The organism is Pedobacter sp. (genome assembly GCF_045627485.1).
In the GTDB taxonomy this organism is placed as follows: Bacteria; Bacteroidota; Bacteroidia; order Sphingobacteriales; family Sphingobacteriaceae; genus Pedobacter.
In genome coordinates this window covers 1-24,150 of sequence record NZ_JAZQNU010000162.1, presented here as the reverse complement: position 1 = coordinate 24,150, position 24,150 = coordinate 1, and the positions used below count along the sequence as shown (strand labels likewise).

Genomic DNA, 24,150 nt, shown 5'->3' with positions numbered 1-24,150 from the left:
AATTATTTATATACCACACTTTTATTTTTCAAAGTTAAATTATTGTAAACTCCTTAGAATTTTTAGATGTTTGACCTATAGCCTGTTGTAAAGCATGAGAAGAATAAATAGATTGAGGCCTAGATAACCAACATTTTTTTTAATTTTGGTGCGTATTAAGTTATTCCTTTTAAAGATATGAACTACGATTTAATAGTAATAGGCAGCGGTCCCGGTGGATATGTAGCTGCAATAAGAGCTTCTCAACTGGGTTTAAAAACCGCCATTGTAGAACGCGAATCTTTAGGCGGAATCTGCCTTAACTGGGGTTGTATACCAACTAAAGCTTTACTGAAAAGTGCCCAGGTTTTCGAATATATTAACCATGCTGCAGATTACGGTATTAAAACAGCCGGTGCAGAAGCTGACTTTGCTGCTGTTGTAAAACGCAGTCGCGGTGTTGCTGAAGGCATGAGTAAAGGTGTTCAATTCTTAATGAAGAAGAACAAAATTGATGTAATCATGGGTACCGCCAAGGTTAAACCTGGTAACAAAGTTGCGATTAGTATGGCTGATGGTTCTCAAAAAGAGTTATCTGCTAAAAATATAATCCTTGCTACCGGTGGACGGTCAAAGGAATTACCTAGCCTTAAACAGGATGGTAAAAAAGTAATTGGCTACCGCCAGGCAATGGTTTTACCAGAGCAACCTAAATCAATGGTAATTGTAGGTTCAGGTGCTATTGGAGTAGAGTTTGCTTATTTCTATGCAACTATGGGTACGAAAGTTACTGTAGTGGAATTTATGGATAACATCGTTCCGGTAGAAGATGAAGATATCTCTAAACAATTATTGCGCAGTTTCAAAAAAGCAGGTATCGACGTGATGACTTCATCTAGCGTTGAATCTGTAGACACCAGCGGTGCGGGTTGTAAAGTACAGGTAAAAACTGCTTCCGGCATGCAAACCCTGGAATGCGATATCGTATTATCTGCTGCAGGTGTAGTTGCAAACATCGAAAATATCGGTCTGGAAGAAACAGGCATTAAAACAGAAAAAGGTAAAGTAGTGGTTGATGCTTTCTACAACACAAACGTTAAAGGTTACTATGCAATTGGTGATATTGTTTCCGGACAAGCCCTTGCACACGTAGCTTCTGCAGAAGGTATTATTTGTGTAGAAAAAATTGCTGGTCATTCACCAGAACCTTTAGATTATAATAACATTCCGGGTTGTACGTACTGCACACCGGAAATTGCTTCCGTTGGCTATACCGAGAAAGCGGCTAAAGCTGCCGGTTATGAATTAAAGATCGGTAAATTCCCATTCTCTGCTTCGGGTAAAGCAAGTGCTGCCGGTGCCAAAGATGGTTTTATTAAAATGATATACGACGCTAAATATGGCGAATTGTTAGGTGCACACATGATTGGTGCTAACGTTACCGAAATGATTGCCGAAATTGTGGTTGCCCGTAAATTGGAAACTACAGGCCTAGAAATGCTAAAAGCTGTTCACCCTCACCCTACCATGAGTGAGGCGATTATGGAAGCTACTGCTGATGCATACGGCGAAGTAATCCATTTATAAGCTTAAGATATACCCATTTTAAAAACCTGCTGACTTGTTCAGCGGGTTTTTTGTTTTACATTTACATTTGACCTTTATAAACCAGCAGTAGTATGAACTTACACACCATAGAAACGGGGCTATTCAAATTAGACGGAGGTGCCATGTTTGGCGTAGTGCCTAAACAAATCTGGCAGAAAACTAATCCTGCAGATGACCTTAATCTTTGTACCTGGGCCATGCGCTGCCTGCTGATTGAAGATGGTAACCGGTTAATTTTGGTGGATAACGGCATTGGCGACAAACAGGATTCGAAATTTCTAAGTCATTACCATCTGCATGGCGACGATAGCCTGGATAAATCTTTAGCCGCTAAAGGCTTCAGCCGCGACGATATTACAGATGTTTTCCTGACACATTTACATTTCGACCACTGTGGCGGATCAATTGTCAGGGAAGCTGACAAATTAGTGCCGGCGTTTAAAAACGCAACCTATTGGAGTAATGAACAGCATTGGGACTGGGCAGTGAACCCTAATGACAGGGAGAAAGCATCCTTTTTAAAGGAGAATATTCTGCCGATTCAGGAAAGTGGGCAGTTGAAGTTCGTAGCCGATGAGGATGGTGTTTCATTTCATAACGGAATTACGATTCGTTTTGCCTATGGCCATACAGATGCCATGATGTTGCCCCAAATACAATACAAAGGACAAACGATTGTGTATATGGCTGATTTATTACCCTCTGTGGGACATCTGCCAATTCCTTATGTAATGGCCTATGACATGTTTCCGCTAAAAACGCTCACAGAGAAAAAGGCTTTCCTGACAGAAGCAGCGGATCAAAATTATATCCTGTACCTGGAGCACGACCCGGTAAATGAATGCTGTACTGTTCAGCAAACAGAAAAGGGCGTACGGTTGAAAGAGACTTTTAAACTTAGCGATCTTTAAAGCTATTTAAGAAGGTTTAGCTGAAGTTTTTGACAAATGACACACTAAAGACAAATATTTTTCGTTCCGAAATTGCAAGGTAAATGCCGATTATAGGCAGGTAATTACCCTGATTATCAAGGAAAAATACCTAATTTTTATAGGAAATCAGCGGTATTATCAAAACATTCTTGGAATAATTTTTGTTGTTCATTTAAACAGAAATAAGCTGTGTAAAGTGTAACGTTTTCAGGTTTTTATGTATTAAAATACCTTTTAAATTCTTACTTTTGCACGTCATAACACATAACGAGTACCAAAGCACATAAATGAGACAACTCAAAATCACACAATCCATTACCAATCGGGAAAGTCAGTCATTAGACAAGTACCTGCACGAGATTGGTAAAGTGGATTTAATAACCGCCGAAGAAGAAGTAATATTAGCGAGGAAAATTCGCGAGGGTGACCAAGCGGCATTGGAACGTTTGACCAAAACAAACTTACGTTTCGTAGTTTCTGTAGCTAAGCAATACCAGAATCAAGGCTTAACCCTGGGTGATTTAATTAACGAGGGTAACCTCGGTTTAATTAAAGCCGCCAAGCGTTTTGATGAAACCAAAGGTTTCAAGTTTATATCTTATGCGGTTTGGTGGATTCGTCAGTCGATTCTACAGGCTATTGCCGAGCAAAGTCGTATTGTGCGTCTTCCTTTAAACCAGGTTGGTTCGTTAAGTAAAATTAGTAAAGCCTTTTCTAAACTGGAGCAGGAATATGAACGCGAACCTTCACCAGAAGAGTTAGCAGACATGTTGGAAACTACAGTGGATAAAATCTCTGACACACTGAGTAACTCTGGTCGCCATGTATCTATGGATGCACCATTTGTTCAGGGTGAGGAAAACACCTTGCTTGATGTATTAGAGAATCATGAACCCAACACAGACAGCAGCCTGATCAATGAGTCGCTTTCTGAAGAGATTAAACGTTCATTATCTACCTTAACAGAAAGAGAACGTGAAATCATTGTGTTGTTTTTTGGATTAAGCACTAACCATCCCCTATCATTAGAGGAAATTGGTGAGAAGTTTAATTTAACCCGCGAACGTGTTCGTCAGATTAAAGATAAAGCTTTACAACGTTTACGTCATACCTCCAGAAGTAAGATTCTTAAATCATACCTGGGATAGTCGTACAATATTAGTGTCTTTCGTAAGACATCAAGATATTATTTTGAAAAGATTGGGTACTCGCCCAATCTTTTCTATTTCTGAAGCATTCTTACCAAATCTTCTTTTAATGCTTGAACTAACAAAATTCTTTGATACCTGACAATTACTCCTTAATGCTAATTTCTGATTGCACGTGGTGTAATCGTAAATAAATGATATCTTAGATCACACTAATGTCATAAACTAACTTATAGCCCATCATGAGAATTTACTTATTGTTGCCTCTGGCCTTATTATTCAGTTGCAAATCTGTCAGAAATTCTAATAACCAGCCACAAAATTCTTCACAATTGCTTAGTGATGTGAAAGAGTTGTCCTCTGATGCTTATCAAGGCCGTAAAACCGGTACGCCCGGAGCTGAATTAGCCCGTAAATATATAACCGAGAGATATCATGAAATTGGCCTTCAGGCCTTCAGTTCCCTTAATGGATTTGAGCAAACTTTTAATTATAAAGATGAACAGGGTAAAATGGTGCAGGGTACCAACCTGGTGGCTTATATACCAGGCAAGAGCGAGCAAACGCTGGTCATCTCAGCACACTACGACCACCTTGGTGTGATTAACGGAGAAGTTTTTAATGGTGCTGACGATAACGCATCGGGCGTTGCTGCCTTATTTAAAATAGCAGAACACTACAGAAAAGCTAAACCTAACTACACGATGATTTTCGTTGCCTTCGACGCAGGAGAACAAGGATGGAGGGGCTCCGCTGCTTTTGTGGCTGAGCCACCGGTAAAGTTAGATAAGATCAGGATGAACATTAACCTGGATATGATTAGCCACAGCGATAAGGGTGAAATCTATGCCTGTGGTACCTACAAATATCCTGAATTAAGAAAATACCTGGTGCAGAGCAACCCTAATTTAAGAATTCTTTTCGGTCATGATAATCCTAAACAAAAGGTAGACGACTGGACCTATCAAAGTGACCAGGGCGCATTTGATGCCGTTAATATTCCTTGGATCTATTTCGGTGTGGAAGACCATAAGGATTACCACAAAGCCAGCGATAAATATGAGAATATAAATGCCGATTTTTTTATCAGTGCGGCCAATGCCATCCTGGAAATAGTGGATAACATTGACCGGCAAAAAAATATTCAGGCGATCTTCAGAGAGAAGCTACAAATGAAAAAACAGTAAGTTAATTCTTTAATTTGTGGCGGGTTTCTACCATTCCAACAAATTGTTTAATAGGCCTCGATTTGTCGAGTAAACCTAAAGCTGAAGAAACAGAAACAGTTTTACCACGAATGCTCATTACCGCCCTGGCACTGGTAACTACAGCACCAGGTGCAAGGAGCTTGATTGCGTTTTTGGTGTAATTTTCTTCGGGGTTACCAAAATCATGCGTGGCATCGTCAAATACCGCACCGGTAGAAGGACCACCCTGATCGACAACATCAGTGGTTATACCGGTATAATAACCTCCTTGATCCAGCTTGTTTCTGGTCTCAAACATCGACAGGTATAAATCGTATTTATTTTCAAGACGTAGCGGAAAGAAACCTACAGGTTTGCCATAAGTAGTTTGACCAACTAATTTAACGGTCATTACTGGCTTAAGGCTGTTAATCACCAGTTCACTAGCCGAAGCAGTGTTTCTGGTAACCAGGAATACCACATTCGTTACCCCGTTAAGCGCGCCTTTTTTACTAAAGTCGACGGTGTTTTCTGCAAGAGAATAATCTACATCAGCATAAGTAATCAGCCTGCCATCACTATGGTATTGAACCTTATCATTTTCATCTAACAAGGGTTGGTTTTTTAAAATTGTAGCCTGGTTTGCCTGCATAGTTTCATTGTAATGTTCTTTAAACATTACACCGGTGGCTGATGTGGGAGCAATCAGGTTAATCAGGTATTCTGCTGTGTTAACATAGCCACCTCCGTTATAACGCAGATCAATAATCAGGTCTGTCACCCCATTAGTAACAAACTTAGCAAATGTGGTATCCAGGCCATTTTTAGCATTAGAAATTAGATCTGAAAATCGCGCTAACGCCAGGTAACCTATTTTCTTAGATCCTGCTGTCAACGTTGTGGCCTTATATATGGGGCTACTGGTATATTTCACTTTAATAAGCTCCACATCATTAAAAACTGTACCATCCGTCCTTACACCAGAGACCGTAGCTTTGGTTGTTTCTGGTTCTACAAGTGAATAAATGAGGTCACTTTCTCCGTTAAAATTAGAACCAATGGCGGTGCCATTGATTTTGGTAATTCTTGTAGCCCTGGTAATGCCCGCTTTGTCGGCTGGAGATCCCTGAAATACAGCTGTTACGAACAATTCGTAAGCTTCATTACTCCCATATCCCTGGAAGGATAAAAACCCTAAATCATAACCTGAACCATTTAGTTCCACATCGGCTTTTGCCTTCACAATATAAGCCTGGGCTGCATTTTGGGTAGTAATATCATCGATGTAAGAATATTTCGGTATATCTGAGTTTATGGAAACGAACTCATATGGCCTGTTGGTTTCCGGATTAACCGCAAACTGCGTGATATCGAAAAGCTCTTCTTCATAATTTTCTAGATCTGTACTTCTACCTGTATATTTTCTAGGATTGAACTGGTCATAGGTTGGCAAACTTTGATTCCAGAGGTAAACCTCTTTTGCATAGAAAAAGATCGAATCTTTGGTGAGGTCTGCCCTTGTATTTTCAATTACCGGTGTCTCGACATCATTTTTCTTGCAGGAGGTAGCTGCTACACCAATGCCCATTAGGAACATAAAAAGGTAGCCTTTATGTTTATATAAAGAGATGATCATATTAAATACTATTACGATTAGAACGTTAATGTGGGAGTAATATATTATATACGTATTTAATGTAAAAATAGTTCATCAACAGCCAGATATTTTAACTCTGCTTGTGCCATGTCCTTACCAGAAGCTCCATCACTGATCATCAATACCTTTTTTCCCTGTAACTGGTGTTGTTCAAGCAGATACACTAAAGCTTCATTACCATTATCATCATTTAATTCTTCCTTGAAATAGACAGTCAAGTATTGTTCCAAACCTTGCCAGTCCACCTGCTTTATCTTATTGAGCTGCGCCTCTGGGTTACCAGAAACTAACAAGAAAATAGGTTTTGCTGTGGCTACAATTTCCTTTAAGAATTGACTAATTGGTTCAAATAACAACAATTTAAGCGGCAGACGTACATTTCGTTGCAACAGGTCGAAATTGAGTTTGTATTTCTCGTCGATATGAAACTGACTAGCTGTTTTTTCAAATAAATTTTCGGGACCCGATTCAGCATAAGTTTCCTGCATAAATTTAAGTATGGCATTTGCTTCAATTTGCTCGCTATACTCCATAAACTGGCTGAATAAATAGTAAACCTGCAATAGAAAGTCCTTTTCAGGATACAGCACATTATCCAATTCAAAAACGAAAGCATCGTAATGCTCTGTATATTTACTAAATCTCATTCTGGTAAAGTGAAAAGTACTGCGGTAAGTCCATCAGGGTCCTGTGGAACATAAAATAAACCATTGAGTTTTTTTGAAAGCCCAATTTCCGTAAGTTCCACACTGGGCTGAGGCGAATAGATCAGCTCCCCTTTTGCAAATAATGCCCAATTCTGGCCTCTGGGCACATCTTCCTCATTCTGCAAATACATGGGAATTTCAACCTGTGATGGAATTAGCACCTGTATATTAAACTCTTCAAACAAAGTTAGCGCTTTGGCCACGGCCAACACTTCAAATACATGTAAAGGCAAAAAGGCATCAACGCCATGGTCTAAACAAGTGTTTAACAAATGATGAGCAGTAATATCTTCATTTTTCTCTCCCAATGAAACAAATTGATAATTGCCCGCAGCAAAGGCGGGTGTATCACCATAGTCGGCCAACAATACCTGTTCGCCTTCAAATGCTTTAAGAATTTTATAAACGGCAGAGGAATTACCTCCAGTAATGAGTACTTTCAATGTGTTATATAATTAATCCGTCTTTCATGGTCACCACCCGATCACTGATTTCTGCCAGCTGGGTGTTATGAGTAACAATGACAAATGTTTGTTTAAAATTTTCCCTAAGGGTGATAAAAAACTGATGTAACGCGGTGGCATTTGCAGAATCAAGGTTACCCGAAGGTTCATCGGCCAGAATAATAGCTGGGTCGTTAACCAGTGCCCTGGCAACAGCGATACGTTGCTGCTCACCACCCGAAAGTTCATTGGGTTTATGGTGTGCACGATCAGACAAGCCTAATAAATCGAGTAGTTCATAAGCCTTAGTTTCTGCAGCCTTTTTACTTTTTTTAGCAATAAATGCAGGAATACAGATGTTTTCCAGTGCCGAAAACTCAGGTAACAGGTGATGGAACTGAAAAACAAAGCCAATATTCTGATTACGAAATATGCTTAACAACGAGCCCGATAATTTATTAACCTGGACACCTTTTAGCTCAATAATTCCCGCATCTGGCTGGTCAAGCGTACCAAGAATATGCAGCAAAGTGCTCTTCCCTGCCCCTGAGGCGCCAATGATACTGACTATTTCCCCTTTATTCACTTCAAAATCTACTCCCTTTAAAATAGGCAAGCTTCCGTAAGATTTTTTTATACCTGTAGCTTTCAGCATAGACGCAAACTTACAATAAAGATTAGAATAAGTTTTTAAAACCAATCCTAAATGGTAGATTTGAGCAAATTTTTTCAGCAAATGAATATCCACGAATATCAAGGTAAAGAAATACTTAAAAGTTTTGGAGTAGCCGTACAAGAAGGCATTGTTGCCGATACGGTAGAGCAAGCTGTAGAGGCTGCAAAAAAAATACAAACCGACTTTAACTCTGACTGGGTTGTGATTAAAGCACAAATCCATGCCGGAGGTAGAGGTAAAGGTGGAGGTGTAAAACTAGCCAAAAACCTGGATGAAGTTAAAGAAAGAGCGACTGCCATTCTCGGAATGCAATTGGTTACCCCACAAACTGGCCCTGAAGGCAAGAAAGTAAATAAAATATTAGTTGCGCAGGATGTTTATTATCCAGGTGCTTCTGAAACAAAAGAATTCTACGTGAGTGTTTTGTTAAACAGAACAAGCGGCAGCAATATCATTATGTACTCTACCGAAGGTGGAATGGATATTGAAGAAGTAGCTGAAAAAACGCCTCACTTAATCTTTAAAGAAGATATCGATCCTAAAGTTGGCTTACAAGCTTTTCAGGCACGTAAAATTGCTTTTAACTTAGGCTTAAGTGGTGTAGCGCATAAAGAAATGGTGAAGTTTATTACCGCCCTTTACAAAGCCTATGACAATACTGATTCGGCAATGTTTGAGATTAACCCGGTTTTAAAAACTTCTGACGATAAAATTATTGCAGTAGATGCAAAAGTTGATTTAGATGAAAACGCTTTATTCCGTCATCCTGATTATGCAGCAATGCGTGATAAATCGGAAGAAGATCCAACTGAAGTTCAAGCAAGTGAATCGAACTTAAACTATGTTAAATTAGACGGTAACGTTGGTTGCATGGTTAATGGTGCTGGTTTAGCAATGGCTACCATGGACATCATTAAAATTGCTGGTGGTGAGCCTGCAAACTTTTTAGATGTTGGTGGAACTGCTAACGCACAAACTGTAAAAGCAGCTTTTAACATTATCTTACAAGATCCAAATGTAAAAGCTATTCTAATTAACATTTTCGGTGGTATCGTGAGATGTGACCGTGTAGCACAAGGCGTTATTGACGCTTATAAAGAAATTGGAGATATTCCAGTTCCTATTATCTGCCGTTTGCAAGGTACAAATGCCGTTGAAGCGAAAAAATTAATTGATGAGTCTGGACTTAAAGTATATTCTGCAATTGCATTGAAAGATGCAGCTGCTTTAGTAACTAAAGTTTTAGCATAAGACAAATACCATTACAAAAAACCGACCTCCATGTTATTTGGAGGTCGGTTTTTTTATGTCTATGTTTTCGATGTCCTAACCTGAAAATTAAAAAGCCGCTGGTGTGTGAAACCAGCGGCTTTAAACCAAATATAAATTAAACGAGCAATACAAATATAGGAATTACACTGACAAAGTAAAATATATTTGATTAAATATCAGATTTAAGCTGCTAATTTTATAAAAACACCAAATAAATCGAAATAACAACACATTTTTCATGTTTTAAAACAGATAATCCACCAATAAATACATTGTTAACTTTAAATTCTTAGCCATTTTAAACTATTTATATATAAATACCACAAAAACATATAAATAAATCAATAAAATATACAGAATATTACCACTTATCAGCTAAAACACTAAATAAAAACCATAACTTTCCACAATTACGTTAAATCATCCATATTCAAAAAACCAGCTTGCCCTGTTATTTTGTAGAACTAAATCGTTATTTTTGACAGTCTTCCAAAGAACTATCATGATTAAAAGAGAAAAAATTAAAAACTTGCTGGAAAGCAACGAACTTAATAGAGAAGTAACAGTGATGGGTTGGGTACGTACATTTCGTAACAACCAGTTTATTGCATTAAACGATGGATCCTGTATGGGCAACATCCAGGTAGTTGTTGATTTTACTAATACACCTGATGAACTGTTAAAACGCATTACTACAGGTGCTGCGATCGCCGTGCAAGGTGTGGTTGTTGAATCTTTGGGGAAAGGTCAAAAAATAGACATCAAGGCAACATCAATCGAAATATTAGGCGATAGTGATCCTGAGAAATACCCTTTACAACCAAAAAAGCATAGTCTTGAATTTCTTCGGGAAATTGCCCACCTGCGTTTCAGAACTAACACGTTTAATGCGGTATTTAAAGTACGTCACGCCCTTGCGTTTGCTATACATCAATTTTACAATGAAAGAGGTTTTGTGTATATGCACACCCCAATCATTACCGCTTCAGATGCTGAAGGTGCCGGCGAAATGTTTAAAGTGACTACACTCGATTTCGATAATACACCGAGAACAGACGACGGAAAAGTGGATTACGCTGCCGATTTCTTTGGCCGTGCCACCAACTTAACGGTTTCTGGTCAGTTAGAAGGCGAATTGGCCGCCATGGCTTTCGGACAAATATATACCTTCGGGCCTACTTTCAGGGCTGAAAATTCTAATACTACCCGTCACCTTGCCGAATTCTGGATGGTTGAACCGGAGATTGCTTTTGCAGACCTGGAAGACAACATGCAGCTGGCTGAAGATATGCTGAAGTATCTGATCGATTACGCATTAAAGAATTGCAAGGAAGAATTGGAATTTTTGAACTCCCGCTTATTGGATGAAGAAAAAACTAAACCTCAGCAAGAACGCAGCGAACTTTCCTTACTAGAAAAGCTAAACTTTTGTTTAAACAATGATTTTGAGCGTTTAACTTATACAGAGGCTATCGCCATCCTGAAATCATCAAAACCAAACCAGAAGAAACAATTTAAATACCTGATTGATGAATGGGGTGCAGACCTTCAGTCGGAACACGAGCGATTCCTGGTAGAAAAACACTTTAAAAAACCGGTAATCTTAACTGACTACCCTGCTGATATAAAATCATTCTACATGCGCCAGAACGAACCGGATGAACAAGGACGGAAAACCGTTGCTGCTATGGACATCCTTTTCCCTGGAATTGGAGAGATAGTTGGTGGCTCACAGCGTGAAGAGCGCCTAGACAAGCTTACAGCGCGCATGGAGGCCATGAATATACCACAGGATGAGCTTTACTGGTATCTTGACACCCGCCGTTTCGGGTCAGCACCACATGCAGGCTTCGGATTGGGCTTTGAACGCCTGGTTTTATTCGTAACAGGAATGACAAATATCAGAGATGTGATTGCTTTTCCAAGATATCCTAAAAATGCTGAATTTTAAATTCAGACTAACTTAATCACATAAAAGCCTGTTGTCGTATGTTGACACAGGCTTTTATTTTTACTTACCCCCCCTTTTGCGAGCAATGAAAAACAGTAAAATAGTAGAAAAGTCTTACCAGCAGCTGATTGAAAAGACAGATTTCACTAACACAAATCTTACTCCCAATGATTTTGAATCCGTCGAATTTCGTGGTTGTACTTTTAATAGCCTCTCTGATTACCATTTCTCTGACTGCCTTTTTTCTTCCTGTAATTTAAGCAACGCCGATTTACGCGGCTCCAAATTACAGGACGTACTATTTAGGGATTGCAAACTCATAGGCATTAATTTCTATCCCACCAGCGACTTCGGCTTTAACGTTACTTTTGAACGCTGCTTATTAGACTATGCCAGCTTTGAGCATAAAAAATTGAATAAAAGTGTATTTGTCGATTGCAGGCTACATGGTGCAAACTTTACACAGACCGATTTGTCGAAGAGCAAAATAGAAAACTGCGATTTGCTGCATGCGATTTTTTCGTCTACTAATTTAAGTGGCGTCGATTTCAGTACCAATGTAAATTTCAATATTGACCCTACACAAAATCTGGTTAAAAAAGCAAAATTTGCTGCCAATAACCTGGCAGGATTATTAGGTAGGTTTGACCTGATCATTAAACCCTAAAAAGTAAAATCAAGTCTTCCCTATAGCCCAACCAGAGCTTATAGTTTTAGGCCATCGCCAGGCCACCTGCACCGCTCTTTATATGCACCTCCTTTCAAATTTGTGAGACAAGGTGCGAAGGAGGTCCACGGTAGGTCAGTAGGAGAATGGCTTATTTATAAGCCATACTTAAGGAACTGATTGTGACTGAAAAGATTGAGCCCCCGTTAAACTGGCGCCTTTACCCTGTGGATTACCCTAACTTACGGAAAATTAGCCTGAAAACAAGTGCATGATTAAAAAAAGATGCCCTCATCATTTTGCAATGATGAGGGCATCTCCATAAAATTCTAAATCTTAATTATCCTGATGCCCTAAGGCTACTTGTCCTAAATAAGGATTGGCATGGGCATAGTCAACTGAAGACACTTTGTAATCTGTTGGCGCAAAACTTGCCGAAGTACTCAGTGTCATACCTAACTCAAAACGCATCGGATAAGGAGTTTGCAACAAACAGCCTTCTGGTGCATAAGGGAAGGTTTCAATATAGGACTGCGTCATGTTAGGCGAAATCCTGCGATTAATATACGCACGGGTCAGCTGATATGGATGGCGTAAACCCGCAGCACCCAATAGTTCTACCGCACTGGCCACCGTTAAGCGGTGAAAGTTAAATACCCTTACTTTTTTATCATCTACAACCAATCCCTTCATTAAACTTGCATCCTGCGTAGCTACACCTGTAGGACAGGTATTGCTATTACATTCCAGCGCCTGAATACAACCCAGGGCGAACATCATTCCACGTGCAGTATTACACAAATCAGCACCCAGGGCAATGTTTTTTACAAGGTCAAAACCTGAAGTGATTTTGCCTGATGCAATGATTTTAATGTGCTTTTTAATATCGAAGCCTGATAACACATCGTATACAAAAGCAACCGACTCACGAAGTGGTGTCCCTACAGCATTAGAGAACTCCTGCGGTGAGGCACCTGTACCACCTTCTCCCCCATCAACAGTAATAAAGTCTACATAGGTATTGGTTTCTACCATAGCCTTACAAATAGCGAAGAACTCACTTTTACGACCAATACATAATTTAATACCAACTGGTTTACCCCCGGAAAGTGCCCTCAGTTTCTTCACAAAAGCAATCATTTCCAATGGAGTTGTAAATGCGGAGTGCCCCGGAGGGGAAATCACATCAAAACCTTCTTTTACTAAACGTATACGAGAAATCTCCGGTGTTACTTTAGATGCAGGTAGTATTCCACCATGGCCAGGCTTAGCACCTTGCGACAGTTTAATTTCAATCATTTTTACCTGTTCCATTTTTGATCTTTCGGCAAAAGCCTCGAAGTTAAACGTACCATCATGATGACGGCAACCGAAATAACCTGTACCAATCTGCCACACCAAATCGCCACCAGGAGCGATGTGGTAATCGCTTATCCCACCTTCACCGGTGTTATGCATGAAATTACCCATTTTTGCACCACCATTTAAGGCTAGAATCGCATTTTGGCTTAATGAACCAAAGCTCATCGCCGAGATGTTGTAGATGCTGGCAGAATAGGGCTGTGAACATTCAGGCCCTCCTATAAGTACCCTGGGATCTTCATTAAGCTCATGGTGGCTTATCGCCGCAATACTGTGGCTTAACCATTCATAACCGTTTTCATAAACGTCAAGTTGGGTACCGAAAGGTATAGTATCGTTCTCCTTTTTAGCACGTTGATATATTAACGAACGGCTTAACCTGCTGAACGGTTTTCCATTGGTATCACTTTCTACAAAGTATTGATAAACCTTTGGACGCAGGTCCTCGGCAAAATACCTTAGACGCCCAATAACAGGGTAGTTTCTAACAATACTGTGTTTAGGTTGGTATAAGTCGTAAATCCCGAGGATAACAATTGGACCAACAAATATAAAGGCCCAGAAAAAAGGGGGCCATGCTAAACCGATCATAACCGTAGCTGTCACTAAAAATGCAGCTATTGCAACAAAAGCTTTTCTCATCTCATTAATCTTCTAAATAACCGACAATAGTACGGCATTTATCTAGATACAGACGAAAGTTTTTCATATTTTTACATATGCTGATCAAAATATACCCGGAAAACCCTAACCCTAGGGCAATACAACAAGCAGTTGACATTTTAAAAAAAGGCGGACTTATTATCTATCCTACTGACACCGTGTATGGACTGGGTTGCGACATCACCAACCAGCGTGCAATCGAAAAGATTTGTGCGATTAAGGGCATTAAACCAGACAAAGCTAACTTCTCGTTCATCTGTTCGGATCTGAGCAACATTTCAGACTACATCAAACCTATTGATACTACTACCTTCAGGGTGCTTAAGAAAGCATTGCCTGGTCCTTATACATTTATTTTAAATGCCAATGGTCATGTTCCGAAACTGTTAAGCTCTAAAAAGAAAACAGTCGGCATACGTGTCCCCGACAATAGCATTGCCCAGGAAATTGTTCGGCAATTGGGCAACCCAATTCTATCAGCTTCCATCAAAGATGAAGATGAACTGTTAGAGTATTCTACAGACCCGGAACTGATTCATGAGAAGTATGAAGATCGCGTTGACCTTGTTATAGACGGCGGCTATGGTGGCAATGAAGCGTCGACAGTAATTGACTGCACTACCGGAGAATTCGAGGTAGTACGTGAAGGAAAAGGAAGTCTGGAAGACCTGTTTTAGCAGTGCCTCCAAACTTCTGTGTGATTAAGAAGCAGTGAATTGCGCCATAAAGGCACCAATTCGCTCCGGCGACTTGTCTTCTGCTATTACCTTTACAAAAGCAGTTCCAATGATGGCACCATTTGCGTAATGACAGGCTTTATCAAAAGTAGCTTTATTGTTAATTCCAAAGCCGATCATTGTTGGGTTCTTTAGCTTTAAAGCAGCAATTCTTGAAAAATAATCATCTGTATGCTGTGATAACTGCAGATTTTTACCTGTGGTGGCCGATGAAGACACCAGGTAGATGAACCCTGTGGTGAGTGAATCAATTTTATGGATACGCTCTGTAGAAGTTTGTGGGGTAACGAGAAAGATATTGCTCAGGTTATACTTTTCAAAACTCTCCTTATAAAACTCTTCATATTCTACCATAGGCAGATCGGGAACTATGCAACCATCTACCCCTACTTCTGCGCAGGTTTTGCAGAAATTTTCTACACCAAACTGCAGCATGGGATTTACGTAACCCATCAATAGTATTGGAATAGTAATTCTTTTTCGCAAGTCCTTTAATTGGCTAAACAATAGATCCAGGGTCATGCCATTATCTAAGGCTTGTTTACTGCTGGCCTGAATTACCGGCCCATCAGCCACAGGATCTGAATAAGGGAATCCAATTTCCAACATGTCAGCACCAGCGTTTTCCAAAGCTGCTGCAATTTCTAAAGTATCTCCTAATCCGGGAAATCCGGCAGTATAGTATATTGATAGGATATTATTTTTTTTCTCGGCAAATAATTTATTAATTCTGTTCATTTTGTGTCTTTATAATCCGAAGTACTTCATGTAGGTATCCATGTCTTTATCACCCCTACCCGATAGGCATACCACCACGTTTTCGCCGCCTTTAAATGTCATTTTTTCTAAATATGCCAGGGCATGTGCACTTTCAATGGCAGGAATAATTCCTTCCAGCTGTGTTAATAACAGGCCCGCCTGTAAAGATTCATCATCAGTTACAGAAGCATAAAGCCCCCTGCCTGTCTTAAACAAATGTGCATGCTGAGGACCTATACCCGGATAGTCCAACCCTGCTGAAACCGAAAAAGGCTCCACCACCTGTCCGTCATCAGTTTGCATCAGGATACTCCTGCTACCATGTAATACTCCTTCTTTTCCAAGGGCAGTGGTTGCAGCCGAAAACCCACTACTTACGCCCTTACCTGCGGCTTCAACGGCAATAATTTTAACCTTTTCGTCATCCAGGAAATGATAGAACATCCCAATGGCATTGCTACCTCCACCAACACATGCCATTACATAGTCTGGTTGGTCATTACCGGTTTTTTCGAGCAATTGCTTTTTCGTTTCTTCAGAAATAATCGATTGAAATATAGCCACCATATCAGGATAAGGATGTGGGCCAACCACAGAACCAATAATATAGTGGGTATCTACAGGGTTATTTACCCAGTCGCGCATAGCCTCATTGGTCGCATCTTTTAAAGTTTTAGAACCCGATGTAGCTGGAACGACCTTTGCACCAAGCATTTTCATCCGTGCAACATTGGGTGCCTGACGTTTAATATCAATTTCACCCATATAAACTACACATTCCAAGCCACGTAAGGCACATACCGTTGCCGTGGCCACACCATGCTGTCCGGCTCCGGTTTCTGCAATAATTCGCTTTTTACCCAAACGTTCAGCCAATAAAATCTGACCTATTGTATTGTTGATTTTATGAGCACCAGTATGATTAAGGTCTTCACGCTTTAGGAAAATATTGCCATTGTACCTGGCTGATAAACGCTTTGCAAGGTACAATGGCGAAGGCCTGCCTACATAATCCTTTAACAACTGGTGGAATTCCTGCTGGAAAGAAGGATCATTGATAATCTGCAGGTAGTTCTGTCTAAGTTCCTCTACATTTGGATAAAGCATTTCTGGAATATAGGCTCCACCGAAATCTCCATAGTATCCTTTTTCGTTTACAAAATAATTCATAGTGCTTATATTAAATTCCCTTTGCCTGGGCACCGGAAAAAAGTTGATTGTTGAATTCGGTTAATTTGACCACATCCTTAACGGCCGGTGCAGTCTCAAATTTACTGTTAATGTCGATAGCGTATAAACGCCCATCGTTAATTTCTTTTATGGCCTGAATACTTTCGATGCCAATGCCCCCACTCAAAAAAAAGGGCAAGTTTAATGTATAACCTTTTAACAAGTTCCAGTCAAATTGCTTCCCGGAACCTCCATGCGCCAGACTTTGTGTATCAAATAAAAAGTAATCTACTACAGGCGCAAAATCGGTCAATGTCTCAAAATCAAAACGCTCATCTATCCCAAAAGCTTTTATCAATTCTACCTGTGGAAAGGCTTGTTTAAAGGCGCTTGCAAAAGCTGCATCTTCGCTGCCATGCAATTGTACAGCCGACAAACGATAGCTGGAAACAACTGCAGCGATCGATTCAAACGATGCATCAACAAACACCCCCGTTTTCCGTATATTTTCTGGAATGGCATCGATACTGGGAACATCCAGGTCAGCAACAAACCGTTTAGAACCTGGATAGAATATAAAACCGAGATAATCAGGCTTCAGGGAAACCACATCTTTAATATTTTCCGGGTCGCGCATCCCACATATCTTCAACTTCAATGTCATGGTTTTAATTTAATAATGCGCGAAAACTTGCTAAAGCCTTTTTGGCTACTAACGACTCCTCTGCCTCATAATAACAATCGGCAAAAGTTTTAGTACTGTCGACGGTTTGCAAAGCCAGGGCAGCATTGGTAAGCACAACATTGGTTTGCGCTTCAGTCCCTTCACCATTCAATATCGACATAAAGATTTGCGCAGAGGATGCCACTGTATCTCCACCCTTGATCGCTTCTTCGCTGATGGTTTCAAACCCAAAGTCAGCTACCTGAAACATAGCCTCTCCTTTTTTGCTGAACACCTTCACCTCACTGGTTAAGGATACCTCGTCAAAACCACCTAAAGCATGTAATATGGTGTAATTTATGGAAGTATCCTGATAGAGGTATGCATATAAACGCGCCAGCTCCAGGCTAAATACACCTACCAGTTGATTTTGCGGTTGTGAGGGGTTGCTCAGGGGGCCTAACATATTGAAGAAGGTTTTAACGCCTAATTCTTTACGAATAGGTGCTACAATTTTCATGGCAGGATTAAATAACGGCGCGTGGATAAAACAAATGCCCGCTGTATCAAGGCTGCGTTTTAGCTGATCCTGATCACTTGTAAACTTGTAACCCAGGTACTCCATTACATTTGAAGATCCACAACCGGAAGAAACACCATAATTACCATGTTTAGCTACTTTTTGTCCTACACCTGCTACCACAAAAGAGGCCAGCGTAGAAATGTTGAAAGTATCCTTTCCATCACCCCCCGTACCACAAAGGTCAATTAGTGAGTAATCCGAAAGATCCACTTTGGTACATAAGTCCAGCATGGCATCACGAAATCCCTGAAGTTCCTGTACGGTAATGTTCCGCATGCCATAAGCAGTAATAAAGGCGGCAATCTGCGAGCTATTATATTCGCCACGGGCTATGGAAGTGAGGATCTTTTGCGCTTCAGCACGACTGAAACTCTTGTTCTCAAATAAGTGGTTTAGAATTTTCTTCATGGTCGTAAAACAAAAAAGGTTGCCTTTACAGCAACCCACATCTTTTATAATAAAATAAAACGTACAAAATAGGGTTACACTACGCTGTTGCGTTGTGCCACCACCACTTGTTAAGTCCGTTTGTTAAAATCATCTAAAACAAATATGGTATTGTTTTAGGAAAGCTGCAAATCTATTTTCAAATAAATTAAAATCAGGGATTATTTAATTACAAACATCTCGGCAGCTATTCAGGATAAAAAAATCACCAAACCAGTATTTAGCCCGGCTTATTTTATAAGCGCATTTTTCTCTTTGGTAAAATGATTAAAAACCAACTTATCAGCCAGAGAAGGCAATAATTTGTTCAACCATACTGTTAGTTTACCCTGTGCAGTCATTATAAGGGTTCTTTTCCGTGCCAGCAAGCCTGCAATGATGCTTTCTGCCACCTCCTCTGCGGTCATCATTTTCCCTTCTTCCATACTGGTTTCACCATGAGAGGATCCATCTTTGGCTAATGCTGCAACGCGAATATTAGATGCGGTAAAACCCGGACAGGCAACCATTACATGCACCCCGGTGGGTAATAATTCAGTCCTAAGCGATTCCATAAAACCATTCATGGCAAACTTTGATGCAGAATAACCTGTTCTGCCGGGCAGCCCGCGGTAACCTGCAATGGAGGAAACACCGATAATACTGCCTTTGGTTTTTAAGATTTCATCAAGTGCGTACTTAGTGCAATAAACCGTACCCCAGAAATTAACATCCATCAGGTTTTTAAGTACAGACAGGTCAAGGTCCTGAAACAAGGCGCGCATAGAAATACCGGCATTGTTAATCAGAATATCAATCCTGCCAAATGTTTGTATAGCTTGAACCATCAAAGCTTTGCAATCTTCCTCTTTACTTACATCTACCTGGACCGCTAGGGCTTTAATACCATATTCCTGCTCAAGTGATGCGGCAATTTCACAAAGGGTAACATAATGACGTGCCGCCAACACCACTGTTGCGCCACGACCTGCGAAAGATATGGCCAGCGCTTTCCCAATACCAGACGATGCGCCGGTGATAATCACTACTTTATTTTTGAAATCCATTTAGCTTTATATAATAGAACTTTGGTAAGGTACTCGGGTAACAATAGAACGGCCCAGGGTAATTTCATCGGCGTATTCAAGTTCGCCACCGAAAGCTATTCCACGAGCAATGGTAGTAACTGGAATTTGAAAATCCTTTAACCTTTTATACAGATAAAACAGGGTCGTGTCACCTTCCATAGTAGCACTCAATGCGAGAATTACCTCTTTTACGGGAGTTGTAGCCACACGTTGTACTAGTGAATCAATAAATAAATCGGAAGGACCAACACCATCCATCGGTGAAATTAATCCACCTAGCACATGATATACCCCATAATATTGACCGGTATTCTCGATAGCCATTACATCACGGGTATCCTCTACCACACAAATAATCTCGCGCTCTCGCTTTTTAGATAGACAGATTTCACAAAGTTCTTGATCGGAAATATTATGGCAGGTATTACAATGTTTAATCTCCTCACGCAGCTTAATTATGGAATTACCAAAATGGTTTACCTCATCCTTCTCCTGATTCAACAAATGCAAGACTAAACGTAATGCTGTTTTTTGTCCGACGCCAGGTAACTTAGCAAATTCATTCACAGCATCCTCCAGTAATTTTGAAGAAAAGTTCATGCTACAAATTTATATTTATCTCCGGTTATTTAACTTTTAAAATATCATTTTATTACTTTTAGCACCTAATTCATTATTATAAACTATGACCCCAAGTATACTCCTCTCCTTTTTATTAGGTTACTTCCTTGTACTTTTTTGTATCGCTTATTATACTTCCAGAAAGAACTCAGATAATTCATCATTCTTCATTGCCAATAGAAACTCTAAGTGGTACCTCGTTGCTTTTGGCATGATTGGTACAGCACTATCAGGTGTTACCTTCATTTCAGTACCAGGAGCAGTAGGAAACAGTGACTTTGGCTATTTCCAGTTTATCATGGGTAATGCAGTTGGTTTTATCATCATTGCCACGGTGTTATTGCCCCTTTACTATCGCTTAAATATCATATCCATCTACACCTATCTGGAGAGGCGTTTTGGCTTTTGGAGTTACAAAACGGGCGCGGTTATATTTCTGGTCTCCAGAACCATAGGCTCTGCATTCCGCTTATACCTGGTGGCTATTGTTTTGCAACGATTCATTTTCGATGCCTGGAATATTCCGTTCTGGGTTACTATTGTTATGTGTCTGGCTTTAATCTGGGCTTATACACATAAAGGTGGTTTAAAAACCATTATTATTACAGACACACTGCAAACATTATTTTTATTATTATCCGTTGTGCTTTCCATCATTTTCATGGCAAAATCATTAGATCTAGATGTGGTTGGAACATTCGAGGCGGTTAAAGACAGCAGTTATTCAAAAATTTTCTTTTGGGAGGACTTCATGGGAAGTAAAACACACTTCCTTAAACAATTCCTTGGCGGTGTTTTTGTTACCATAGCCATGACTGGATTAGACCAGGATTTAATGCAGAAGAACCTGAGCATGAAAACCATTGGCGAAGCACAAAAGAACATGTTCACCTTTACTGCGGTATTTGTTGCCTTGAACATCTTCTTTTTAAGTGTAGGTGCGTTACTATATTTATATGCCGAAAAAAATGGAATCGATACTACCGCATTGAGAACACCGGATTACCTATACCCAGAAATTGCACTAAACCACTTGGCGATTATTCCTGGTATTGTGTTTATGTTAGGGCTAACTGCTGCAACTTTTGCAACTACCGACTCTGCATTAACAGCCCTGACCACTTCATTCTGTATCGACTTTTTACATTTTGACAAAAAAGCGGATCAAAACGACCCTAGCCTTGTAACCAAAAGACATTGGGTACACATTGGGTTTTCTGTTTTAATGGTCATTGTAATTATGATATTTAGGTTAATTAACGACGATTCAGTGGTTAACGCCATTTTTAAAGCTGCTGGTTATACCTACGGACCACTACTTGGATTATTTAGTTTCGGGTTGCTGACTAAAAAAGCAGCTAAAGACAAATTAGTACCCTACATTTGTATTGTATCACCAATTTTATGTTTATTGATTGATGCCAACAGCATGAATTGGTTTAACTATGCGCTTGGCTTTGAGTTAATTATATTAAACGGTTTACTTACCTTTCTAATGTTGTGGTGTACAGGGAAAGACTCTACCACTCAAACAAAATTTTAAAAACTAATTCTACCTGGGATGACAAGTGATGAGAAAATAAGAAGTGCTTTTGAAAATAAAAACTGGCAGGAAATTAAAGTAACAGATTCCTGGCAGATCTTTAAAATAATGGCTGAGTTTGTAGAAGGTTTTGAAAAGCTCGCAAAGATAGGTCCGTGCGTATCCATCTTCGGTTCAGCAAGAACTCCAGAAACCAACCACTATTATGAAATGGCGGTTGAATGTGGCCGTCGCCTTACTGAACGTGGGTATGGGGTAATTACCGGTGGTGGTCCAGGTATCATGGAAGCAGGTAATAAAGGTGCACATCAAAATGGAGGAAAGTCTGTTGGTTTAAACATTGATCTTCCTTTTGAGCAGTTTCATAATAAATATATCGACAGCAATAAGCTATTGGACTTTGATTACTTTTTTATCAGAAAAGTGATGTTTATGAAATACTCCCAGGGATTTATTGTACTTCCTGGTGGGATGGGCACTATGGATGAATTATTTGAGGCCATCACCCTGATTCAAACCGGCAAAGTAGCCCGTTTCCCAATTGTATTAGTCGGCAAAGATTACTGGAGTGGATTGGTTGACTGGATCACCACCACTATGTTACAGAAAGAACACAACATTCATGCGGAAGACCTTAATTTATTCAGGTTGGTTGATACTGCTGAAGAAGCAGTTGAACATATCTTCAGGTTCTATGATAAATATGTGTTAAAGCCGAATTTTTAATGATAGAAACAAATACTATGATTATTTAATCATAGTATTTGTTTTAAAACTACTCACCCCACCAGAAACCACAAGTTTCATCGCATCTGGGGCGCTCATATTTAATGGTGATATTTTTTCTTTGCTCACTACGTAAACCTGTCCGGCGAAGGAATAAGAAAAAGGGAAATAAACCACAGCCTCTCCTGGCATCCCTATCGATTTTAAGTCGCCCTGTGTTAGGAAACCAATTCTTTTCAAATCACCTTCTACCTGCACCAATACAGGATGGTTGAACTTCTTCTCATCTCCTACAAAAGCTTCGGTAAGATCTTTAATAGATGAATAAATGTATTTAACAAGCGGTAAGCGGTTCATTACTTTTTGAAACCAATTATACATTGGTTCAGTAACGAAGTTGGTAACAATAATACCCGCAAATAGAATGATACCGACCATAGTGGCTAAACCCAGCCCTGGAATATTCCGGCTTGCACCTGTTTTAGGGTCTACACCCAGGATATTGTTTACGTTTAACCAACTGTCAATGGTGCTTACACCCCATATCACAATAAAAACACTTAAAGAAATAGGCAGGACGATCAATAATCCTCTAATCAGGTAATTTAGTAGTGCTCTTCCTATTCTGTTCATGATGCGAAATTACTCATAATAATAGATTCGTTTAACCCTTTGAGAGATATTTGTTAAGATCTCATAAGGAATTGTATTTATTTGTTTGGCAAGCTCTGCAATAGTCAGTTGTTCATTAAAAACAATGACCTCATCGCCTACCTTGGCATTTAATCCGGTAACATCTAACATGCACATATCCATGCAGATCGACCCAACGGTGGGCACCAACTTCCCATTTACAAGCATCTTTCCTACGCCATGACCAAAATCGCGACGGTAACCATCTGCGTAACCTATTTTTACCGTGGCAATGGTACCTCCTTCAGGAAGTGACCCACGCCTACCGTAACCAATGGTTTCGGTAGATTTTACCTGTTTAATTTGTGTAATGGTTGTTTTTAGGGTCGTCACGGTGTGTAAACCCCGGTTGTGGTTTAAGGCGGCATCGAAACCATATAAACCGATACCGATGCGTACCATATCAAGTTGCGCCTCTGGAAACCGGGTTACCGCAGCTGTATTAGCGATATGGCGGATAAATGGGTAATCCAATGTTGCTGTAAATTTATCGATGATGGCAAGAAAGCGCACAGCAGAACCAGAACCCACAAGATGCCAATCAGCTGGCAATGCAGCCGAGTCTATCGCAGCAAGGAAACACGACGCCACAGAATATGGCTGGTCTGCCAGTGCAGTCGGTCACTCCAAATCAGCAGAGAATGATGAACCCACAGATGAGGCAGCAATTCAATGCTCAACAACAAGCTGCTATGCAGGCACAAGAGAGGGCGAGAAAGGCACAGATGGCAGCTTTGCAAGGCCAGGCTGGCGGAATGGGACCGATGCCACCGAATCAGAGCCCAGCAATGAACACATTGAATGCTCCTCTGGCCGGTACACCACAACAGAACCCTGGAGCTCCGGGAAATTCAATGGGCCAGCCGCCCTCGCAATTTGGGCAGCCAA

24 protein-coding genes are annotated in these 24,150 nt (G+C 40.2%); 11 read left to right on the top strand and 13 right to left on the bottom strand.

Features of this window, described 5'->3' with window-relative positions; translation table 11 throughout:
* Positions 1–177 precede the first annotated feature (177 nt).
* The 4 genes from lpdA (at position 178) to ACR2F3_RS12575 (ending at position 4,854) form a co-directional block, all read left to right on the top strand.
* The gene (gene lpdA / locus ACR2F3_RS12590; RefSeq protein ID WP_432710326.1) at positions 178–1,566 is read left to right on the top strand and encodes a dihydrolipoyl dehydrogenase; all 1,389 of its coding nucleotides are present in this window, start codon (positions 178–180) and stop codon (positions 1,564–1,566) included.
* Positions 1,567–1,658: 92 nt separating this feature from the next.
* On the top strand, positions 1,659–2,498 hold the full coding sequence (locus ACR2F3_RS12585) for an MBL fold metallo-hydrolase (RefSeq protein WP_432710325.1): 840 nt from the start codon (positions 1,659–1,661) through the stop codon (positions 2,496–2,498).
* A gap of 308 nt (positions 2,499–2,806) precedes the next feature.
* The gene (locus ACR2F3_RS12580) at positions 2,807–3,667 is read left to right on the top strand and encodes a sigma-70 family RNA polymerase sigma factor (protein ID WP_196860249.1); all 861 of its coding nucleotides are present in this window, start codon (positions 2,807–2,809) and stop codon (positions 3,665–3,667) included.
* Between the two features lie 242 nt (positions 3,668–3,909).
* On the top strand, positions 3,910–4,854 hold the full coding sequence (locus ACR2F3_RS12575) for a DUF4910 domain-containing protein (protein ID WP_432710324.1): 945 nt from the start codon (positions 3,910–3,912) through the stop codon (positions 4,852–4,854).
* Between the two features lies 1 nt (position 4,855).
* Here ACR2F3_RS12575 and ACR2F3_RS12570 read toward each other — a convergent pair whose 3' ends face one another.
* From ACR2F3_RS12570 to ACR2F3_RS12555, 4 genes are read right to left on the bottom strand one after another with little or no spacing between them, the layout of a single operon-like run.
* The gene (locus ACR2F3_RS12570; RefSeq protein ID WP_432710323.1) at positions 4,856–6,490 is read right to left on the bottom strand and encodes a S41 family peptidase; all 1,635 of its coding nucleotides are present in this window, start codon (positions 6,488–6,490) and stop codon (positions 4,856–4,858) included.
* 56 nt (positions 6,491–6,546) lie between these two features.
* Positions 6,547–7,158, bottom strand: a complete 612-nt coding sequence (locus tag ACR2F3_RS12565; protein ID WP_432710322.1) for an HAD family hydrolase — start codon at positions 7,156–7,158, stop codon at positions 6,547–6,549.
* Positions 7,155–7,661, bottom strand: a complete 507-nt coding sequence (locus ACR2F3_RS12560) for a hypothetical protein (protein ID WP_432710321.1) — start codon at positions 7,659–7,661, stop codon at positions 7,155–7,157. Before ACR2F3_RS12560 ends, ACR2F3_RS12565 begins: the two co-directional genes overlap by 4 nt.
* A gap of 4 nt (positions 7,662–7,665) precedes the next feature.
* On the bottom strand, positions 7,666–8,316 hold the full coding sequence (locus tag ACR2F3_RS12555) for an ABC transporter ATP-binding protein (RefSeq protein WP_432710320.1): 651 nt from the start codon (positions 8,314–8,316) through the stop codon (positions 7,666–7,668).
* A gap of 81 nt (positions 8,317–8,397) precedes the next feature.
* On the opposite strand from ACR2F3_RS12555, the gene sucC reads away from it, so the two are divergent.
* The 3 genes from sucC to ACR2F3_RS12540 all read left to right on the top strand — a co-directional run bounded on the left by sucC (position 8,398) and on the right by ACR2F3_RS12540 (position 12,227).
* A complete protein-coding gene (gene sucC, locus ACR2F3_RS12550) occupies positions 8,398–9,588 on the top strand; it encodes an ADP-forming succinate--CoA ligase subunit beta (RefSeq protein WP_432710342.1) in 1,191 nt (396 codons plus the stop codon).
* A gap of 523 nt (positions 9,589–10,111) precedes the next feature.
* Positions 10,112–11,560: an asparagine--tRNA ligase gene (asnS, locus tag ACR2F3_RS12545; protein WP_432710319.1), complete on the top strand. Its 1,449-nt coding sequence runs from the start codon at positions 10,112–10,114 to the stop codon at positions 11,558–11,560.
* A gap of 85 nt (positions 11,561–11,645) precedes the next feature.
* Positions 11,646–12,227: a pentapeptide repeat-containing protein gene (locus tag ACR2F3_RS12540; protein ID WP_432710318.1), complete on the top strand. Its 582-nt coding sequence runs from the start codon at positions 11,646–11,648 to the stop codon at positions 12,225–12,227.
* A 336-nt stretch (positions 12,228–12,563) separates the two neighbouring features.
* Here the strand turns inward: ACR2F3_RS12540 and ACR2F3_RS12535 are convergent, their stop codons facing one another.
* On the bottom strand, positions 12,564–14,231 hold the full coding sequence (locus tag ACR2F3_RS12535; RefSeq protein WP_432710317.1) for an FMN-binding glutamate synthase family protein: 1,668 nt from the start codon (positions 14,229–14,231) through the stop codon (positions 12,564–12,566).
* 77 nt (positions 14,232–14,308) lie between these two features.
* Between ACR2F3_RS12535 and ACR2F3_RS12530 the strand changes: the two genes are divergently transcribed.
* Positions 14,309–14,929, top strand: coding sequence for an L-threonylcarbamoyladenylate synthase (locus tag ACR2F3_RS12530; RefSeq protein ID WP_432710316.1), 621 nt, complete (start codon positions 14,309–14,311; stop codon positions 14,927–14,929).
* A 24-nt stretch (positions 14,930–14,953) separates the two neighbouring features.
* Here ACR2F3_RS12530 and trpA read toward each other — a convergent pair whose 3' ends face one another.
* The 6 genes from trpA to recR all read right to left on the bottom strand — a co-directional run bounded on the left by trpA (position 14,954) and on the right by recR (position 20,279).
* Complete coding sequence (gene trpA, locus ACR2F3_RS12525; protein WP_432710315.1) at positions 14,954–15,727, bottom strand: tryptophan synthase subunit alpha; 774 nt, start codon at positions 15,725–15,727, stop codon at positions 14,954–14,956.
* A 9-nt stretch (positions 15,728–15,736) separates the two neighbouring features.
* Positions 15,737–16,918, bottom strand: coding sequence for a tryptophan synthase subunit beta (gene trpB, locus ACR2F3_RS12520; RefSeq protein ID WP_432710314.1), 1,182 nt, complete (start codon positions 16,916–16,918; stop codon positions 15,737–15,739).
* Between the two features lie 10 nt (positions 16,919–16,928).
* Complete coding sequence (locus ACR2F3_RS12515) at positions 16,929–17,582, bottom strand: phosphoribosylanthranilate isomerase (RefSeq protein WP_432710313.1); 654 nt, start codon at positions 17,580–17,582, stop codon at positions 16,929–16,931.
* A 4-nt stretch (positions 17,583–17,586) separates the two neighbouring features.
* On the bottom strand, positions 17,587–18,573 hold the full coding sequence (gene trpD, locus ACR2F3_RS12510; protein ID WP_432710312.1) for an anthranilate phosphoribosyltransferase: 987 nt from the start codon (positions 18,571–18,573) through the stop codon (positions 17,587–17,589).
* Between the two features lie 269 nt (positions 18,574–18,842).
* On the bottom strand, positions 18,843–19,658 hold the full coding sequence (locus ACR2F3_RS12505; RefSeq protein WP_432710311.1) for an SDR family oxidoreductase: 816 nt from the start codon (positions 19,656–19,658) through the stop codon (positions 18,843–18,845).
* A 6-nt stretch (positions 19,659–19,664) separates the two neighbouring features.
* A complete protein-coding gene (recR, locus tag ACR2F3_RS12500) occupies positions 19,665–20,279 on the bottom strand; it encodes a recombination mediator RecR (protein ID WP_432710310.1) in 615 nt (204 codons plus the stop codon).
* Positions 20,280–20,364: 85 nt separating this feature from the next.
* Between recR and ACR2F3_RS12495 the strand changes: the two genes are divergently transcribed.
* Both ACR2F3_RS12495 and ACR2F3_RS12490 read left to right on the top strand, forming a co-directional pair.
* Positions 20,365–21,843 (top strand): sodium:solute symporter, encoded by a 1,479-nt coding sequence (locus tag ACR2F3_RS12495; protein WP_432710309.1) that lies wholly within the window; start codon positions 20,365–20,367, stop codon positions 21,841–21,843.
* A gap of 18 nt (positions 21,844–21,861) precedes the next feature.
* Complete coding sequence (locus tag ACR2F3_RS12490; RefSeq protein ID WP_432710308.1) at positions 21,862–22,569, top strand: TIGR00730 family Rossman fold protein; 708 nt, start codon at positions 21,862–21,864, stop codon at positions 22,567–22,569.
* 21 nt (positions 22,570–22,590) lie between these two features.
* Here ACR2F3_RS12490 and ACR2F3_RS12485 read toward each other — a convergent pair whose 3' ends face one another.
* Positions 22,591–23,202: a DUF502 domain-containing protein gene (locus tag ACR2F3_RS12485; RefSeq protein ID WP_432710307.1), complete on the bottom strand. Its 612-nt coding sequence runs from the start codon at positions 23,200–23,202 to the stop codon at positions 22,591–22,593.
* Between the two features lie 9 nt (positions 23,203–23,211).
* Positions 23,212–23,736: an alanine racemase C-terminal domain-containing protein gene (locus ACR2F3_RS12480; protein ID WP_432710306.1), complete on the bottom strand. Its 525-nt coding sequence runs from the start codon at positions 23,734–23,736 to the stop codon at positions 23,212–23,214.
* 19 nt (positions 23,737–23,755) lie between these two features.
* Here ACR2F3_RS12480 and ACR2F3_RS12475 point away from each other — a divergent pair.
* Positions 23,756–24,150: hypothetical protein (locus ACR2F3_RS12475; protein ID WP_432710305.1), on the top strand; the 395-nt coding region annotated here is incomplete at its 3' end.

What these genes read in the sequence shown, in the direction of transcription:
- lpdA (WP_432710326.1), top strand. Translation starts at nt 178, where the DNA reads ATGAACTACGATTTAATAGTAATAGGCAGCGGTCCCGGTGGATATGTA.
- ACR2F3_RS12530 (WP_432710316.1), top strand. Translation starts at nt 14,309, where the DNA reads ATGCTGATCAAAATATACCCGGAAAACCCTAACCCTAGGGCAATACAA.
- ACR2F3_RS12515 (WP_432710313.1), bottom strand. Translation starts at nt 17,582, where the DNA reads ATGACATTGAAGTTGAAGATATGTGGGATGCGCGACCCGGAAAATATT.
- ACR2F3_RS12490 (WP_432710308.1), top strand. Translation starts at nt 21,862, where the DNA reads ATGACAAGTGATGAGAAAATAAGAAGTGCTTTTGAAAATAAAAACTGG.
- ACR2F3_RS12570 (WP_432710323.1), bottom strand. Translation starts at nt 6,490, where the DNA reads ATGATCATCTCTTTATATAAACATAAAGGCTACCTTTTTATGTTCCTA.
- ACR2F3_RS12580 (WP_196860249.1), top strand. Translation starts at nt 2,807, where the DNA reads ATGAGACAACTCAAAATCACACAATCCATTACCAATCGGGAAAGTCAG.
- trpD (WP_432710312.1), bottom strand. Translation starts at nt 18,573, where the DNA reads ATGAAGAAAATTCTAAACCACTTATTTGAGAACAAGAGTTTCAGTCGT.
- sucC (WP_432710342.1), top strand. Translation starts at nt 8,398, where the DNA reads ATGAATATCCACGAATATCAAGGTAAAGAAATACTTAAAAGTTTTGGA.
- trpA (WP_432710315.1), bottom strand. Translation starts at nt 15,727, where the DNA reads ATGAACAGAATTAATAAATTATTTGCCGAGAAAAAAAATAATATCCTA.
- ACR2F3_RS12485 (WP_432710307.1), bottom strand. Translation starts at nt 23,202, where the DNA reads ATGAACAGAATAGGAAGAGCACTACTAAATTACCTGATTAGAGGATTA.
- ACR2F3_RS12540 (WP_432710318.1), top strand. Translation starts at nt 11,646, where the DNA reads ATGAAAAACAGTAAAATAGTAGAAAAGTCTTACCAGCAGCTGATTGAA.
- ACR2F3_RS12575 (WP_432710324.1), top strand. Translation starts at nt 3,910, where the DNA reads ATGAGAATTTACTTATTGTTGCCTCTGGCCTTATTATTCAGTTGCAAA.
- ACR2F3_RS12495 (WP_432710309.1), top strand. Translation starts at nt 20,365, where the DNA reads ATGACCCCAAGTATACTCCTCTCCTTTTTATTAGGTTACTTCCTTGTA.
- ACR2F3_RS12535 (WP_432710317.1), bottom strand. Translation starts at nt 14,231, where the DNA reads ATGAGAAAAGCTTTTGTTGCAATAGCTGCATTTTTAGTGACAGCTACG.
- ACR2F3_RS12505 (WP_432710311.1), bottom strand. Translation starts at nt 19,658, where the DNA reads ATGGATTTCAAAAATAAAGTAGTGATTATCACCGGCGCATCGTCTGGT.
- recR (WP_432710310.1), bottom strand. Translation starts at nt 20,279, where the DNA reads ATGAACTTTTCTTCAAAATTACTGGAGGATGCTGTGAATGAATTTGCT.
- trpB (WP_432710314.1), bottom strand. Translation starts at nt 16,918, where the DNA reads ATGAATTATTTTGTAAACGAAAAAGGATACTATGGAGATTTCGGTGGA.
- ACR2F3_RS12565 (WP_432710322.1), bottom strand. Translation starts at nt 7,158, where the DNA reads ATGAGATTTAGTAAATATACAGAGCATTACGATGCTTTCGTTTTTGAA.
- ACR2F3_RS12555 (WP_432710320.1), bottom strand. Translation starts at nt 8,316, where the DNA reads ATGCTGAAAGCTACAGGTATAAAAAAATCTTACGGAAGCTTGCCTATT.
- asnS (WP_432710319.1), top strand. Translation starts at nt 10,112, where the DNA reads ATGATTAAAAGAGAAAAAATTAAAAACTTGCTGGAAAGCAACGAACTT.
- ACR2F3_RS12585 (WP_432710325.1), top strand. Translation starts at nt 1,659, where the DNA reads ATGAACTTACACACCATAGAAACGGGGCTATTCAAATTAGACGGAGGT.